Consider the following 15,211-nt stretch of genomic DNA (forward strand, 5'->3'; position numbering starts at 1 on the left):
TTATCGACGATGAATCAAATGTTGCTTGCCCTATGGCGATATCGCCACTTCATGATTTCAGCGATTAAGGCGGATCTGAGGACCCGATTTAATCGCAGTAAGCTGGGTGCTTCGTGGATGATATTGCAGCCTTTGGCGCAGGTGGCAATTTACGCCATCGTGCTTTCATCCCTTCTTGCGGCAAGGCTTCCAGCAGGAAAGGGCGCTCATCTTTCATATGCGGTCTATCTGATCGCCGGGATGGTGCCTTGGTCGCTTTTTGCTGAGGTGGTGTCCCGTAGCCTGACGATGTTTGTGGATAACGCAGGCTTGATGAAGAAAATTGCGTTTCCGCGGATTTGCATACCGGTCATTACCCTGGGCGGAGCGCTGGTAAATCATGCGCTACTGCTGATGGCGACCCTGTTGATCATTTTGATCACAAATCACCCAGTAACTTGGCTCATTCTCTGGGTGCCGGTGCTAACCATGGCTTTGCTCGTTTTCGCGGCGGCGCTTGGTCTGGTGCTTGGCGTCATCAACGTCTTTGTTCGCGATGTCGGACAAGTTATGAACGTTGTATTGCAGCTGTGGTTCTGGATGACGCCGATCGTCTATGTTGCCGATGTTCTTCCGGAACAGTTTCAGCGTGTTGTCGCGTTCAACCCTGTTGCGCCAGTGATACAGGGCTATCAAAATGTTCTTCTGTTCCAGCAAATGCCGCCTTTTGTGCGCTTGGGCTTACTTTTGGTGGGAAGCCTCGTTTTTCTAGGATTGGCCCTGTATATGTTCCGTAAGGCTGCACCGGAACTGGTGGATGTGCTATGACGCGCGAGGTGTTGAGGGTAGAAAAGGTCGGGAAGGCCTATCGGGACTATTCTTCAGAATGGTCACGTTTTGCGAACTGGTTTGGCTTTAAGAGTCAGAGTCGGCACGAAAAATGGGTTCTTCGCGATATCTCCTTCTCCGTAAGGGAAGGGGAGGCCATCGGTATCGTTGGGGAGAATGGCGCCGGTAAAAGCTCATTGCTGAAAATCATCACGGGTACCTCACGTGCTAGTGAAGGGGCCGTTACGTACTTTGGGCGAATTGCTGCCATCCTCGAGCTGGGCATGGGCTTCAATCCGGATTTGACCGGGCGTCAGAATGTTTATCATTCTTCTGGGCTTATGGGTTTTAGCCGCCAAGATGTCGATGGGGTCATCGCTGCGATCGAGGATTTTGCGGAAATAGGGCCCTACTTCGATGAGCCCGTGCGCACATATTCCAGCGGCATGGCCATGCGCGTTGCCTTCAGTGTTGCGACGGCATTCCGCCCAGAGGTGCTCATCATTGATGAGGCGCTGTCGGTTGGCGATACCTACTTCCAGCACAAGAGCTTTGCGCGTATCCGCGAATTCCAGAAGGCGGGCACCACGTTGCTTATCGTTTCCCACGACAAGGCGGCTGTCCAGGCGCTGTGTACACGAGCCATTCTGCTGGAACACGGTCGTGTTATCCGTGACGGCGAACCCGAGGCGATCATGGATTATTACAATGCCCTGATCGCGGATAAAGAAAATAATAAAATCCGCACGGAAGTTAAGGCGGACGGGCGAACTCAGACGATATCCGGCACCGGGGAAGTCCAAGTGTCGAGTATCGCGCTATACAACGGAGCTGGGGAGCCGGTCGAGTTTGTGGCGGTGGGGCAACCCTTGCATCTACGTGTGAAGGTTTCCGCACAGGTGGCGGTACCGCATCTCGTGCTGGGCTACATGATCAAGGATCGAACCGGGCAGCAGGTCTACGGAACCAATACGTTCCATACGAAACAAGTAGTGTCTGACATCAAGTGCGGTGAATCCATTGAGTTTCTTGTCGATTTCCCCGCCAACCTCGGGCCAGGTCACTACTCCATTTCCACCGCGCTGGTAAGCACGGACACCCATTTGGTCAACAATTACGAATGGCGCGACCTTGCGCTCACGTTCTCCGTGACCAATTTGGATAAGCCAGGCTTTGTGGGACTCGCGTGGATTCCGCCGACCATCAAGGTGTTGCGCGCATGAGCATGATCTCGTATGCCCAAAATTACGAGGACGTCATGCTTGTTCGTGCTCTCGCTGACATTGGCGAGGGCTTTTATATAGACGTGGGGGCGCAGCATCCAATCAATGGTTCGGTGACCAAGGCGTTTCAGTCGCGCGGATGGCACGGCGTAAATATCGAGCCAGTAGAACGCTGGTTTCGTCTGATTTGCGATGATCGGCCCCAGGACATTAATCTCAATACAGCAATCTCCGACGAGCCTGGTTATATCGAACTTTATGATGTCGAGGACACCGGCCTCTCGACAGTAAGTCAGGATTACGCCAGGCGTTACGCGAAAGAAGGCTGGAGTGTCGTCAAAAAGCGGCTGAAGGCGCATACGCTGAATGCGGTCTTTCGGACTTACGGACCGAAGGACGTGCACTTTCTCAAAGTCGATGTTGAGGGTGCTGAGGCCGCCGTGCTTCGGAGCCTGGATTTGAATCGCTTTCGCCCTTGGATCATCTTGGTCGAGGCCACTAAGCCAAATTCCCCAGAGCCGACATTTGGCGAATGGGAGCACTTGCTGCTAGATGCAAATTACATATTTGCCTACGACGACGGATTAAATCGGTTTTATGTGGCCCTAGAGCACGAGGATCGCATTACGTATTTCTCGCGACCCCCCAACTTCTTTGACGACTTCGTAAGCTATTCTGAATCATGGACACGTACACAAATGGATCGTCTATCCCAAGAAGTTGAGCTTGAGCGAGCGGAGTCGCAACGAGTTAATGAGAGCTATCATGCCGTCGCTGCCAGGGCGGAACGCCTGGAGAACATGCAGGTCGATATCCTGAATGGTTTGGACGAAAGACTCGTGGCTTTTGGCAGGCGCTTCGAACAGGGCATGTCGGCCGATATTCTGAATGGACTGGACGAAAGACTCGTGGCTTTTGGCAAGCACTTCGAACAGAGCATGTCGACCGATATCCTAAATGGACTGGACGAAAGACTCGCAGCTTTTGGCAATCGCTTCGAAGAAGCGTTCAAGAAGCGTGCTCACGGTAACGTCGATGAGCAATTGGAGCGCTTAGCCCAGCGACTCAATAGCGTGGACCAGGCGATCGAACGCGTGCATGAACGACTCGGCTTTGCACACAATGTGCAAGCAGCGTTGCTTGATGTTATGAATCGTGAGCATGCGATCGACGCCAAGCTTCAGCAGATTCTTCTTAGTCGTTCGTGGCGCCTAACGAAAGGGCCGCGTTTCATCGCGCGTGTGCTGCGTGCTCTGGTACGCGGTGAGTGGATTGGAAACGTTCGGCCTAGCAACGCCAAATTGACTCGGCTTCTTATCGCAGCTACAAATCGCCCTGCGCTACGCCGAATAGGCTCCGTTCTTCTAAGTGCTACGCCTGGACTCAAGGCTCGCTTGGTTCGCACTGTAGTCGGTGATGCTAAGCCGCAGCCCCTGCCGCCTATTCCGCGGGCGGTGGTGCCCCGCAGATATACGCACTTGCCTGCACGAGCGCGAGAGGTTCGCTCGATGCTCGACAGAGCAACGAAGTCATCGTGACGTCTATGGATCAGAAAAATAATTTACCCATGCATTTGCTCATCGATTTGCAAGCGTGTCAGAGCGTTGAGCATGGAAAGCGGGGGATTGGCATTTATGCCAATTCACTCGTGCATGCATTGATAAGCCAGGCTGACGGCCGACGCATCTCCTTCCTTATCAACGGGGACATGGAGGAGTCCGCGATCGAGTTGCGCCGGGAATTGAAGACGAAGGTGGATCCCCAAGATATCCACGTTTGGACCTCTCCGTCGCCTCGTAACGCAGGGGATGAGGGTAACGCGTGGCGAATTGAGGCAAGCCAGTTGGTACGTGATGCCTTAATCGCATCGATTGCGCCCGACTGCTTTCTTCTTCTCAGCCCTTTTGAAGGTTGGATTGACGACTGTGTCTGCTCGCTTCCATCCGCCGATATCGCCATTGCTACGGTGGTGGTTGTTTATGACCTTATTCCTTACACGTACCCGGATATTTATCTTCGCGACCCTCGGCTGCGCAACTGGTATCTGAATGTCCTTAGGGGGCTGGCCCGGGCCGATGTCCTGCTAGCCATATCCGACAGCTCGCGCCAGGAGATTCTTGGTGCGTTGGAATATGCGCCCGATTGCGTCTTAAATATCTCTGCGGCTGTGAATGAGCGCTACGCTCCGCAGGTTGTTATGCCGGAGAGTGCGGAGCGCGAGGTTCGTGCGAGGTTAAAGCTCAAGAAGCCATTTGTGATGTACACCGGCGGAATAGATCACCGGAAGAACATCGATCTGTTGATCGAGGCATTTGCGACAACGGGCCGCATCGCGAAGTCGCATCAGCTGGCGATCGTCTGCAAAGTGCAACCGGAAGAGTTCGAGCGTCTACGTGCCCTTGCACGACGCGTCGGCTTGCCCAATGATGCGTTAGTTCTCACTGGCTTTGTGACTGATGAGGATCTGCTTGCGCTGTACGGCTTGTGCGAGCTATTCGTGTTTCCATCTTGGCACGAGGGATTTGGCTTGCCGGTGTTGGAGGCGATGTCTGTGGGGGCACCCGTCATCGTGTCCAAGACTTCTAGCTTGCCGGAGGTGGTTGGTTTGGACGGGGTGGTGTTTGATCCGCGAGACAAGCAATCCATCGCCGACGCTATCATTCGCGTTCTGTCGGACGATGCGTTGCGAGAACGACTTGCTTCGAATGGGCTTTCGCGCAGCAAGCAATTCTCTTGGAAGCGAACCGGCACCGAAGCGTGGAAGGGTATAGAGATGGCCGTTGGTGCTCGGTGCGCCGAGGTTCTCGCAGCTAGACAAGTCCCAGCCCGACGTGGCAAGCCCAAGTTGGCGTACTTGTCACCATTGCCGCCGCAGCAGTCTGGTATCGCCGACTTCAGCGCGGAATTATTACCGGAACTGGTGGCTTATTACGATATCGAATTGGTCGTTGATGATATTGATAGACCAATTAATCTCGATGGCTTAGTTGTACCAGTGCGAGATGTGCCTTGGTTTCTAGCCAACGCCAAACGCTTTGATCGAGTGCTTTATCATTTTGGTAACTCTGAATTTCACGGTCACATGTTTGATGTGCTGGCGAAAGTTGGTGGAACTGTGGTGTTGCACGATTTTTACCTCGGCAATCTTCATCAATGGCTCCAGGAAAAGGGTCGAATTCCGGGCCTATGGCAGCAGGCGCTGTATGAAGGGCACGGTTATTACGCGTTGAAGATGCTCGGCGAGGCGGTTGACCAAAGTATTACGGCCCAATATGCCATCGCGTATAAATTTCCTTGTAACTGGAGCGTGGTTGCTGCCGCCGACGGGGTGATAGTCCATTCCACGCACAGTCGTACGCTCGCCAATGAATGGTACGGCGGCGACAAGGCAGCGTGTTTTGCTCAAATACCTCTTCTCCGCAAGGTACAGCACACTGTTGATCGCGCTGAAGCTAGGCGCGTACTTGGGTTGGACGATGGGCAGTTGGTGGTCGCCTCATTCGGGATGCTTAGCGCCAACAAGCGCAATGAGTCGTTGCTCGAAGCGTGGCTGACTTCCTTTGGTCATCGCGCCGACTGTAAGCTCGTTTTTGTCGGCAAGGCTGCGGATTTAGCTTGGCAGACTATGCTTTATGAGCGTGCAAGGGCAGTCGGCGCTGAGAATGTATTCATAACGGGCTTTGCGGATGCGGAAACTTATCGTCATTGGCTCGCATCCGCAGATATAGCCGTCCAATTGAGACGGCAGTCGCGTGGCGAGACGTCTGCAGCAGTCCTTGATTGTATGGCGTGGGGGATTCCAACCATCGTCAACGCGCATGGGTCGTTGGCCGAATTGCCACGCGAGACAGTGATAACGCTTGAGGATGAATTCAGTGTCGAGGACCTTGCGACTAGCATTGGTCGGCTGATTGATTCCAAAGAGACTCGTTCGGCACTGGCTAGGGCCGGGAGAGACTATTTGGAAAGGCTGCATGATCCTGCGCGTATTGCCAAACAGTACTCGTTGACCATTGACGCATTGTACGAGCGCAGCTCTCGTCGAATTCTAAAACACGCCGTCGATCAGCTATCAGCTATCCGTTCAACCGTCGAACCAACGAGCACTGATCGCGACGCCGTGGCACTCGGTCTCGCACCGTTACTAGGGCCGCTTACTTCCCACCCTCAGTTGTTGCTGGATGTCTCGGAATTGGCTCGAACCGATGCGCGCACTGGAATCCAACGTGTAGTACGCAGCATTCTCAGTGAGTTACTAACGCAAAACAAAACTGGCTGGCGTATTGAGCCTGTCTACAGTAACGGAGATGGCGTCTATCGCTATGCCCGTCGTTTTACATGCGCATTTCTCGGCTGCCCAGACATGGGCCTGGACGATGATCCGATGGATGCCACTACGGGTGACCTATTTGTTGGCCTCGATCTAGCACCTACCGTTATCACAGCCTCGGAATTCTTCAGTACATTAAGAGCGAAAGGCGTTGAAATCACTTTCGTGCTTTACGACATGCTACCTGTGGCACGTCCCGAATGGTTTCCAGCCAACGCGACGGAAATCTTGGGACGTTGGTATCCGACAGTGGCAACTATCGCGGACAGGATTGTGGCCATTTCGCGATCTGTGGCGGATGAGTTCGCAGCGTGGCTACCCACGACCGGACGTAAAATTCCACTGCAACTTTCCTGGTTTCATTTAGGCGCTGACGTCCAGGCCAGTGTGCCATCTCGCGGCATGTCCCCTGAAGAAGAGGAGCGCCTAAGGTGGTTGCGCCACAACGGAAACCTAGTACTTATGGTGGGTACGATCGAACCCCGAAAGGGGCACGATCAGGTACTCGACGCGTTCGTCAAATTGCGCGAGCGAAATGTCAACGCAAATTTGGTAATCGTCGGTAAGCAAGGTTGGTGTGTTGAGCAGTTAATCGAGCGGTTGGGCAATGAAGTGATTGCAGCCTCTGGCGTGACTTGGTTCTCCGCTGCAAGCGACGAGCTTCTTGATCAATTATATGATTCGGCCAATCTGTTGCTTGTGGCGTCGCGTGGTGAAGGCTTTGGTCTGCCAATCATCGAAGCGACGATGCGCGGGGTAACAGTACTTGCTCGGGATATTCCCGTATTCCGAGAGGTTGGTGGAGATGGAATCTTCTACTTCTCGGGAGACTCCGCCAAAGATCTAGCGGATTCTATTGAGCGCTCGCTCGACGCCGTTCGAAATGGGGCAGTCCCGAATCAGGCGGCCGTTGCCGTAAATTCGTGGGCGACAAGTGCCGAGCGGTTTCTTGACGCAGTCACGGGAAAGTCGTCTTACAAAACCTGGTCGCCGGGTTAGACACGCCGTAAGTCATCGCCACTGGATTAATTATGAAATCAGGAAAAAGCTCCATGAAAACTGCGATTATCACTGGCATCTCCGGCCAGGATGGTGCCTATCTCGCCGAACTGCTTCTTCAAAAGGGATACACCGTCTATGGTACGTATCGGCGCACGAGTTCCGTCAATTTCTGGCGGATTGAAGAGCTCGGCATCGACAAGCAGCCGAACTTGCATTTGGTTGAGTATGACCTGACCGATCTTGGTTCTGCGATCCGCCTATTGCAGGAGACCGAGGCTACCGAGGTGTACAACTTGGCTGCCCAAAGCTTTGTGGGCGTCTCGTTTGACCAACCCGTGCTGACCGCGCAAATCACGGCGGTAGGTACATTGAACCTTCTCGAGGCGATCCGTATCGTCAATCCGAAAGTCCGCTTCTATCAGGCGTCGACGTCTGAGATGTTTGGTAAGGTGCAGGCGGTTCCTCAGAAGGAAGACACCCCTTTCTATCCGCGCAGTCCGTACGGTGTTGCCAAACTCTATGCTCACTGGATGACGGTGAACTATCGCGAGTCCTATGGGATTTTTGGTAGCAGCGGGATTTTGTTCAATCACGAATCACCGCTGCGTGGCCGAGAGTTCGTGACTCGAAAGATCACCGACACAGTGGCCAAGATCAAGTTGGGTCGCACGGATCGGCTCGAGCTCGGAAATCTCGACGCCAGGCGCGACTGGGGCTTCGCAAAGGAATATGTCGAAGGCATGTGGCGCATGCTGCAGGCGGACGAGCCCGATACCTACGTATTGGCGACCAACCGTACAGAAACCGTCCGTGATTTCGTGGCCATGGCTTTCAAGGGCGTGGACATCACGATTGACTGGAGAGGAGAGGGGGAAGGTGAGCGTGGCATTTGTCGTGAAACCGGCCGTGCTATGGTGGTGATTAATCCCAGGTATTACCGCCCAGCAGAGGTCGACCTGTTGATCGGTGATCCGGCTAAGGCCAAAGCCAAATTAGGGTGGGAGCCGAAGACGAGCCTTGAAGAGTTGTGTCGCATGATGGTCGCTGCGGACCTTCAACGGAACGAACGTGGCCAGTCCTTCTGATCGTTCGCAACCAGTTGCACTGGTGACCGGAAGCCTTGGCTTTACCGGCAAATACGTTTCGGCTGAGCTGATGGCTGCGGGTTACAACGTGGTGGGCTTGTCGCACGGCCCCGCTGCCGGAAACGTTGAGGTCGATCTATGCGATCGCGAGGCTACGATCATGGCTGTAGGGAATCTGATGCCCGACGTGGTGATACATCTTGCCGCCATCGCTTTTGTTGCGCATGGCGATGCGGACGCCATTTATCGTACCAATATCGTAGGTACGCGCAATCTATTGGAAGCATTAGCCTCCAGTAGTCATCGGCCGCGCACAGTGATATTGGCGAGTAGCGCCAATATTTATGGCAACAGTGACGTATCGCTCCTGACCGAAGACTTGCCTGCGGCTCCGGCCAATGATTATGCGGTCAGCAAGCTCGCGATGGAGCAGATGGCGCGCCTTTGGACCGATCGCCTGCCCATCGTCCTGACGCGTCCCTTTAACTACACGGGCGTAGGGCAGTCAGAAAAGTACCTGCTTCCCAAGATCGTTTCACATTTTCAACGTCGTGCACCGATGATTGAGCTAGGCAACATCAATGTTGCGCGCGACTTCCAAGACGTAAGGTTCGTGGCCAGTGCGTACCGGAAGCTGCTCGATGCAGACGCAGTCGGCGAGGTCGTCAATCTCTGCTCCGGTCATGCCTATACGCTTAACGAAGTCATTGGGATGATGGAGGATCTGGCAGGTTATCGCATGGAAGTGCGCGTCAACCCTGCATTCGTTCGAGCTAACGAGGTGGCGAGATTAGCTGGTTCCAACGCGAAGTTGGCCAGATTGATCGGTCCGTTGGACATGATTCCGTTGCGGCAAACGCTGCAGTGGATGTACGAGGCAAGTGAATAAGGCTCCGGCCTCCAGGAGAACTGTAAAATGGCGCTCAAGAGCTTCAAGGCTTACGACATTCGCGGCCGCATTCCTGATGAACTCAACGTCGAATTGGCAGAACGAATCGGCCGTGCATTTGCTCAGATCGTGGGTAATGGCCGCGTGGTGATCGGTTATGACATCCGGAAGGACAGTCCGGCACTGGCTGCAGCGCTGTCCGAAGGCCTGACCCAGGCCGGCTGTGATGTCATCGACATCGGCTTGTGTGGTACTGAAGAGGTTTACTTCCAGACATTTCATCGTGGTGTGATCGGCGGGATTATGGTCACTGCCAGCCACAACCCGATGGACTACAACGGCATGAAGCTGGTGCGGGAAGGAGCCCGCCCAATCAGCGGTGATACGGGCTTACGTGACATGGAGCGTTTGGTGGAAGAGAACCGCTTCGTGGATGCAGAGCGTCTTGGTCACGTGACCCGTGATCACGACAAGGCGGCCTATATCAGCCATCTGATGGGCTATATCGATGGGATGGCTCTGCGGCCGTTGAAGATTGTAGTGAATGCTGGCAACGGTTGTGCGGGACCAGTGGTGGATTTGCTCGCCAGACATTTACCGTTTGAATTCATTCGGGTAAACCATGAGCCAGACGGCAGGTTCCCTAACGGCATTCCCAATCCGTTGTTACCTGAAAACCGTGCCGCTACAGCGGATGCAGTCCGCGATCATGGCGCGGCCTTTGGGTTAGCCTGGGATGGCGACTTTGACCGCTGCTTCTTCTTTGATGCCGAGGGCGGGTTTATCGAGGGGTATTATATCGTCGGTCTGCTCGCCGCTCAGCTTCTCGAAAAGCATCCTGGCGCAAAGGTGATCCACGATCCCCGTCTGACGTGGAACACCATCGAGATGGTGCGAGATGCCGGTGGTATACCGGTGCAGAGCAAGACGGGGCATGCTTTTATCAAGGAGCGCATGCGGGCAGAGGACGCGATCTACGGTGGAGAAATGAGTGCCCATCATTACTTTCGTGATTTTGCCTACTGCGACTCGGGAATGATTCCCTGGCTGCTTTTGGCAGAGCGCATCAGCCAGAGTGGTCAGTCTCTTGAGTCGTTAGTAAGCAAGCAGGTTGCTGATTTCCCATGTAGTGGAGAGATCAATTTTACCGTTGACAATGCCGCCAAGGCCGTTGATCACGTCATGGCTCATTTTGCTAGTCAGAAGCCACACGTGGAAAAGGTGGATGGCATCAGTGCAGATTTTGGTGAGTGGCGCTTTAATCTGCGCGCGTCCAATACAGAGCCGCTGTTACGTTTGAACGTGGAAAGCAGGGGAGATGCGCTTGTGATGAAGGAGAAGACTGAGCTGCTTTCCAGTCTTATTTCATCTGCTTGAGTCATTCTCGCTCTCGCTAATTGGTGGGGTATTCCATAGCCCCCATATTGAACTCAAATGATAGCGAGATTGAATACAAGGGCGGAGCTAGGGTGTCTATCCATAAACCAGCTTACGCCCTCTTGAACCAACGACACCGTCAGGGCCAGTTTGCCTTTAGCGTCCGGGACTTTGACGTGAAGTACTACGGCGATGCTCTGACCGGGCTCCACATCGATGGGAAGCTGTGTTCTTAAACCGTCGGCGATCAAGACAGCGCCTTCACTACTGTACCAACGATAAGACAGGGCGACCGGTTGTAGGCCTAAAGCAGGCCAAGTCACATTGCTCTTGTTGTTCAATCGCACCGGAAATAACGCCTCACTTCCGCCCTGAACAGTTTCTGGCGAACACATCGCAACAATTTCAGAGTTGAAATCACTCAAAGGTTCATTCGATCGTGCCCTCGCTCGTAGAAATCGATTCGCGGTTATATAAGGGGCGACAGAGCATGAAGACGAGTCTGACATCGGCGTTAATTCAACCTGGGCATCCATCAATATCTTGCCTTCAAAGGTCGTCAAGGCAACATCGTATACATCGAACGAAGCAGCCTGCTCTATCCAGTTATAGCAACCTTCATAGTGGGTCTCGGTTGGAATCAGAGCTGCGTCTAAGTAGTATTTTCCTATCGGCATGCGATTTAGCATGCGATACGTGGCGACGTATCCGCCAGCCGTGAGGCTGAATACTTCGCCCAAAAGCATTGAGTTGGTGCCAAATATAAGCACGCCGCGATCATTCTTGATAGCGATTCCTATATTTAACGACGCCACGGTTACTTTTGCTTCAAACGCAATCGAGATTGAAATTTGCTCTCCGCTCATAACACGCCCGTCGCCCGATATGGAGCCACTCACGCGAACCGTTTTGATCACGCACCTCAGGTCCCCGAGGTTTTTAGGGGACGGTATGGTCTGATTCTTCGCTGATTCGGTCGACTCAAGAACAGGATTAGCTCCCACTTTGCCCTGGGCCAGGCTTAGGAGCAGTCTCCTTTGTTTCTTGAATATTTCCTTGGCCCGCTGGTAGAGCTCCACTTCCGGCTCAAGCAACAGCCTTAAGCGTTTGCGTTGCGATGCACTTAAATCGTCGAGATTCAGCCGATATGATGTGACATTGACCCTGGGGGTTGGCCTGCATGGCCAATGGAAATTGGCGTCAAGCATGCATGTGAAGTCTTCCAGTTCGTCCTGGATGGCTATCGAACTAAAAAGCTCCAGCACATTCAGAGCGGCCGACAACTTGTCGTCCTGGGTGAGAGTGCATTGAGAGTTCGTGCCAAGGGGGTAGAGCATTTCCAACTGAAGTGGAAACCCTTTGCGTTCCCTGTCAGTTAGGCTATCGAGGTAAGAATCGAGATCAAGAGCGTGGGTTCTTCCATCGAGAGGCCTGCGCGAGTTATCTATCTTTGAAAAATAGAAGTCAGAAAGAAAGCGATCCAGAGGGTCGCGAAGGACGGTGAAGCTGTAGCGATCTGGCGGTAGTCTGTCGCCATGACGTGCCAAGAAGTGGCCGCTGATGGCCTCCATTTGATCCCACTCGATCAGTGCATCCGCCAAGCGCATTCCGGTCAAGGCAGGAGTGACTTTGTGCTCTCCCAATTGATTGATCAGATGGTGGCGTAACGTTGTGCCGCCTGTCTTGGGGAGATGAAAGTGAAGAAGTTTTTGCATTCGGCACGTCTTCGCTATGCGAATTTGAGTTAGGACGTCCGTTCCCCCGACACGGAGCTTGCAAATGGATTGTAAGTTATTCGCAAGGCTTCTGTAACTATCCTGTGCCAACCATCATGTGGTACGCTCCCGCTTTCATAGACGGTTAGGCACTGGTTTTTGAGCTAGCCGCCTCAAACATCATCGGCGCAAGGCCTCCCAGATGTCCATGCCGGCGTTGTCGGTTGTAGAAAACCTCGATGTAATCGAACACATCGCTGCGCGCTTCTTCACGGCTACTGTAGACACGGCCGCGCACACGGTCCTTCTTTAAGCTGCTGAAGAACGACTCCGCAACGGAGTTATCCCAGCAGTTACCGCGTCGACTCATACTGACCTGCAATCCGTGTTCGCGACAGAAGCGGCGCCAATCGTCGCTGCCGTATTGCACGCCCTGGTCCGAATGGATAACAACCTCTCCCGTTGGGCGTCGACGCCAGATTGCCATCAGCAATGCATCCAATATCGGTTGGCAACGCCATGCGTTAGCTGTCATCAGGTCAACCACGACAGGCGTGTGCGTGTCAGCAATCACGCCCTCTATCCGTCAGATTTTTACCCGCGAAATCCTTTTTGCTGACTAACTGCTGATTTCGACAGGCGATAATCGTTAATCTCTTTGCATGCGATGAATCATTTTATCAGCTTGTACATCTATTGATGTCATTAGAAAAACGATTTGAGGTGATGCTGTCGCCATTAAATCGGTTGTTTTCTAGCCCATAACCGGCGCGTCCTTCTTAGTCTTTGGTCGGATTTCTAGCAATCCATGATGTCCATGTAATAAACGAATTTTAATATGGGGATAGGGAATGATTAAAAATGCCATAAAATTTATATCGTTGAGCGGGGTCATGGCATTGACGGGTTGTGTGAGTGTTAAAACTATTCCCATGTCTAGTCATGATGCGGCTGGGTTCCAGGGGAAGAAGATCGCAGTAACTCGCTATCAAACACCAGATTTCAATGCGGTTACAGTGGGGAGGGCGGCGTTCGGGTTGATCGGTGCTGCAGCCATGATTTCGGCGGGCAATGCACTCGTCAAGGAAAATGATGTCCACGATCCCGCGCCGGTTCTAGGGTTGTCGCTTGCCGAAAAAATCGCATCAGCTTATAGCGCGAAGGTGATCGTGAACCCCGACGTTTCTGTTGCCAAGAACGACAAAATACAGACGATAATTGAGGTTTACAAAGGTGCCGACTTGCTGTTGGATGCCAGGACTTTCGCTTGGCAATTCGTTTATTACCCGACGGACTGGTCTCACTACCGGGTGAACTATGTAGCTAAAGCTCGATTGATTGACGTTCCGAAAAAGAAAGTGGTCGCGCAAGCTATGTGTCAGACTACTCAGGGTGATGATAAGAAGCCACCCACCAAAGACCAATTGCTGGCTAACCAGGCTGCGTTGTTAAAGGAATATCTGGACAAGGCGCGATTGGCTTGTGATGACTTGTTGAGTAAGGAGCTCTTTGGTCTCGGATCGTCGGAATTGCGTGCTGCTGCACCGTGACATCAGTTTTCAAATAAAGCTGTGTCATCCATCTGGGCCAACTCTGCTGTACAGAGTTGGTCCATTATTTGCGAATTAAATACTTGTTCAAGCTGGATGGTATGTCGCGGAGTTCCCCGTGAATTGACAACTTTGCGTGTCCTAAAACTGAATTATGGTAGGACGTTCCTAGGCACAATAACTGTATGACGTCCTTTACTCGAATCGATCAGCTGGTCGCGCGATTGCGCACGCAGCTTAAGCGGCAAAACAAGAGCGCCGAGAGCGTTCAACCAGGTGCTGTGGCTCTAGAGCGAAAGGCTGGCATTGCGGCTGGCGCCAATCATCCTGCCGATTTGGTCAAAGCCTTGCACTCGGCTGGCGTAACGGACGAGTGTGTGTTGGTCACCTGTCTGGTTGAAGGGCTGCTCAAACGGGAGTTTGGAGACGAATTCAGCAACGAGTCGCAATTCCAGCAAGCGTTAGGTCTGATCGTGGAGACGCTTCGTGATAATCCGGAGACGTGGTCGTTGTGCAAGGAATGCGTAGCACAAGCGTTACGTTAGCGGGTTACTGCTGTTGGTTCGGAGGTGTTCGGATCGAGGGCGCCCCACGACGTAAGTAAATCTTGAATTCTGGCGACGTAGGCTGAGCCGACTTCCGGTGTTTCGGAGTGATAGGCGGCGACGGCGCGCCAAGTGTTCCCGTACTTTTCCATCTTGCGGCGCAAATACCAGGCGCCGACGTATGCGTTAATGCACGGGTCCATCAATTGGTCTGGCGCGATGCCGAAACCGGACAGTTCGGGCAGATGCACGGAATTGATGCCCATGACGCCGTAGTCGGTCGTGCGATTGGTGTTGGAGTGAGTGATGTCCGGGCGCATCTGCGATTCTTGGTAAGCGATGGCCCGTAGTACATAAGGGTGTATTAGCTGGTAGCGTGCTGCGTCGTCTATGCAGTCTGCGTGGGCATGATTGCAGCCAAGGGCAGCGAATATTGCTGCGAGCCAAACCAATCGCGCTACTGCTGGCTTGGATGCTTTCTGTAGGAGGTGAGTGAGCATGGCTTCCTGCCGATTGTTCGACGTCCCGCTGATTATGGCGTCGCTTCCTTTCCGTCGATCTAGGGATGATCTGAATAAATTGTTGCCTCTCGGGGTCCAGCGGCTCTCTAGCGCCCAAAGACACTGGGTCTTGGCGTTCACTGGGACGACGATTCTGGAGTTCGGGTCGCTCTAAGCGATTGTTAGCC

At 53.3% G+C, this 15,211-nt stretch carries 12 protein-coding genes; 9 read left to right on the forward strand and 3 right to left on the reverse strand.

Features of this window, described 5'->3' with window-relative positions:
* Window positions 1-9: 9 nt before the first annotated feature.
* Genes QQJ86_RS09760 through QQJ86_RS09790 form a run of 7 tightly spaced genes read left to right on the forward strand, consistent with a single transcriptional unit; the run spans window position 10 to window position 10,713 of the window.
* Window positions 10-807 carry an ABC transporter permease gene (locus QQJ86_RS09760; protein WP_284320747.1) on the forward strand — a complete coding sequence of 266 codons (798 nt, stop codon included), beginning with the start codon at window positions 10-12 and terminating at the stop codon, window positions 805-807.
* Window positions 804-2,030, forward strand: a complete 1,227-nt coding sequence (locus QQJ86_RS09765) for an ABC transporter ATP-binding protein (protein WP_284320748.1) — start codon at window positions 804-806, stop codon at window positions 2,028-2,030. Before QQJ86_RS09760 ends, QQJ86_RS09765 begins: the two co-directional genes overlap by 4 nt.
* A complete protein-coding gene (locus QQJ86_RS09770) occupies window positions 2,027-3,568 on the forward strand; it encodes an FkbM family methyltransferase (protein WP_284320749.1) in 1,542 nt (513 codons plus the stop codon). The genes QQJ86_RS09765 and QQJ86_RS09770 overlap by 4 nt, the downstream gene beginning before the upstream one ends.
* Window positions 3,569-3,573: 5 nt before the next feature.
* Window positions 3,574-7,359, forward strand: coding sequence for a glycosyltransferase (locus tag QQJ86_RS09775; protein WP_284320750.1), 3,786 nt, complete (start codon window positions 3,574-3,576; stop codon window positions 7,357-7,359).
* A 53-nt stretch (window positions 7,360-7,412) separates the two neighbouring features.
* A complete protein-coding gene (gmd, locus tag QQJ86_RS09780) occupies window positions 7,413-8,447 on the forward strand; it encodes a GDP-mannose 4,6-dehydratase (RefSeq protein ID WP_284320751.1) in 1,035 nt (344 codons plus the stop codon).
* Window positions 8,431-9,336: an NAD-dependent epimerase/dehydratase family protein gene (locus QQJ86_RS09785; RefSeq protein ID WP_284320752.1), complete on the forward strand. Its 906-nt coding sequence runs from the start codon at window positions 8,431-8,433 to the stop codon at window positions 9,334-9,336. Before gmd ends, QQJ86_RS09785 begins: the two co-directional genes overlap by 17 nt.
* A gap of 27 nt (window positions 9,337-9,363) precedes the next feature.
* The gene (locus QQJ86_RS09790) at window positions 9,364-10,713 is read left to right on the forward strand and encodes a phosphohexomutase domain-containing protein (protein ID WP_284320753.1); all 1,350 of its coding nucleotides are present in this window, start codon (window positions 9,364-9,366) and stop codon (window positions 10,711-10,713) included.
* Between the two features lie 53 nt (window positions 10,714-10,766).
* Here QQJ86_RS09790 and QQJ86_RS09795 read toward each other — a convergent pair whose 3' ends face one another.
* Together QQJ86_RS09795 and QQJ86_RS09800 are read right to left on the reverse strand one after the other, a co-directional pair.
* Entirely contained in the window at window positions 10,767-12,428 is a 1,662-nt protein-coding gene (locus QQJ86_RS09795; protein WP_284320754.1) for a Wzt carbohydrate-binding domain-containing protein, read from the reverse strand.
* A gap of 145 nt (window positions 12,429-12,573) precedes the next feature.
* The gene (locus tag QQJ86_RS09800) at window positions 12,574-13,011 is read right to left on the reverse strand and encodes an IS3 family transposase (protein ID WP_423372995.1); all 438 of its coding nucleotides are present in this window, start codon (window positions 13,009-13,011) and stop codon (window positions 12,574-12,576) included.
* A gap of 268 nt (window positions 13,012-13,279) precedes the next feature.
* Between QQJ86_RS09800 and QQJ86_RS09805 the strand changes: the two genes are divergently transcribed.
* Both QQJ86_RS09805 and QQJ86_RS09810 read left to right on the forward strand, forming a co-directional pair.
* Window positions 13,280-13,978 (forward strand): hypothetical protein, encoded by a 699-nt coding sequence (locus tag QQJ86_RS09805; protein WP_284320756.1) that lies wholly within the window; start codon window positions 13,280-13,282, stop codon window positions 13,976-13,978.
* 185 nt (window positions 13,979-14,163) lie between these two features.
* Window positions 14,164-14,523 carry a hypothetical protein gene (locus QQJ86_RS09810; RefSeq protein ID WP_284320757.1) on the forward strand — a complete coding sequence of 120 codons (360 nt, stop codon included), beginning with the start codon at window positions 14,164-14,166 and terminating at the stop codon, window positions 14,521-14,523.
* Here QQJ86_RS09810 and QQJ86_RS09815 read toward each other — a convergent pair.
* Window positions 14,520-15,023, reverse strand: a complete 504-nt coding sequence (locus tag QQJ86_RS09815) for a lytic transglycosylase domain-containing protein (RefSeq protein WP_284320758.1) — start codon at window positions 15,021-15,023, stop codon at window positions 14,520-14,522. The two genes, QQJ86_RS09810 and QQJ86_RS09815, sit on opposite strands and share 4 nt — an antisense overlap.
* Between the last annotated feature and the right edge of the window lie 188 nt (window positions 15,024-15,211).

Source organism: Dyella acidisoli (genome assembly GCF_030160295.1).
In the GTDB taxonomy this organism is placed as follows: Bacteria; Pseudomonadota; Gammaproteobacteria; order Xanthomonadales; family Rhodanobacteraceae; genus Dyella_B; species Dyella_B acidisoli.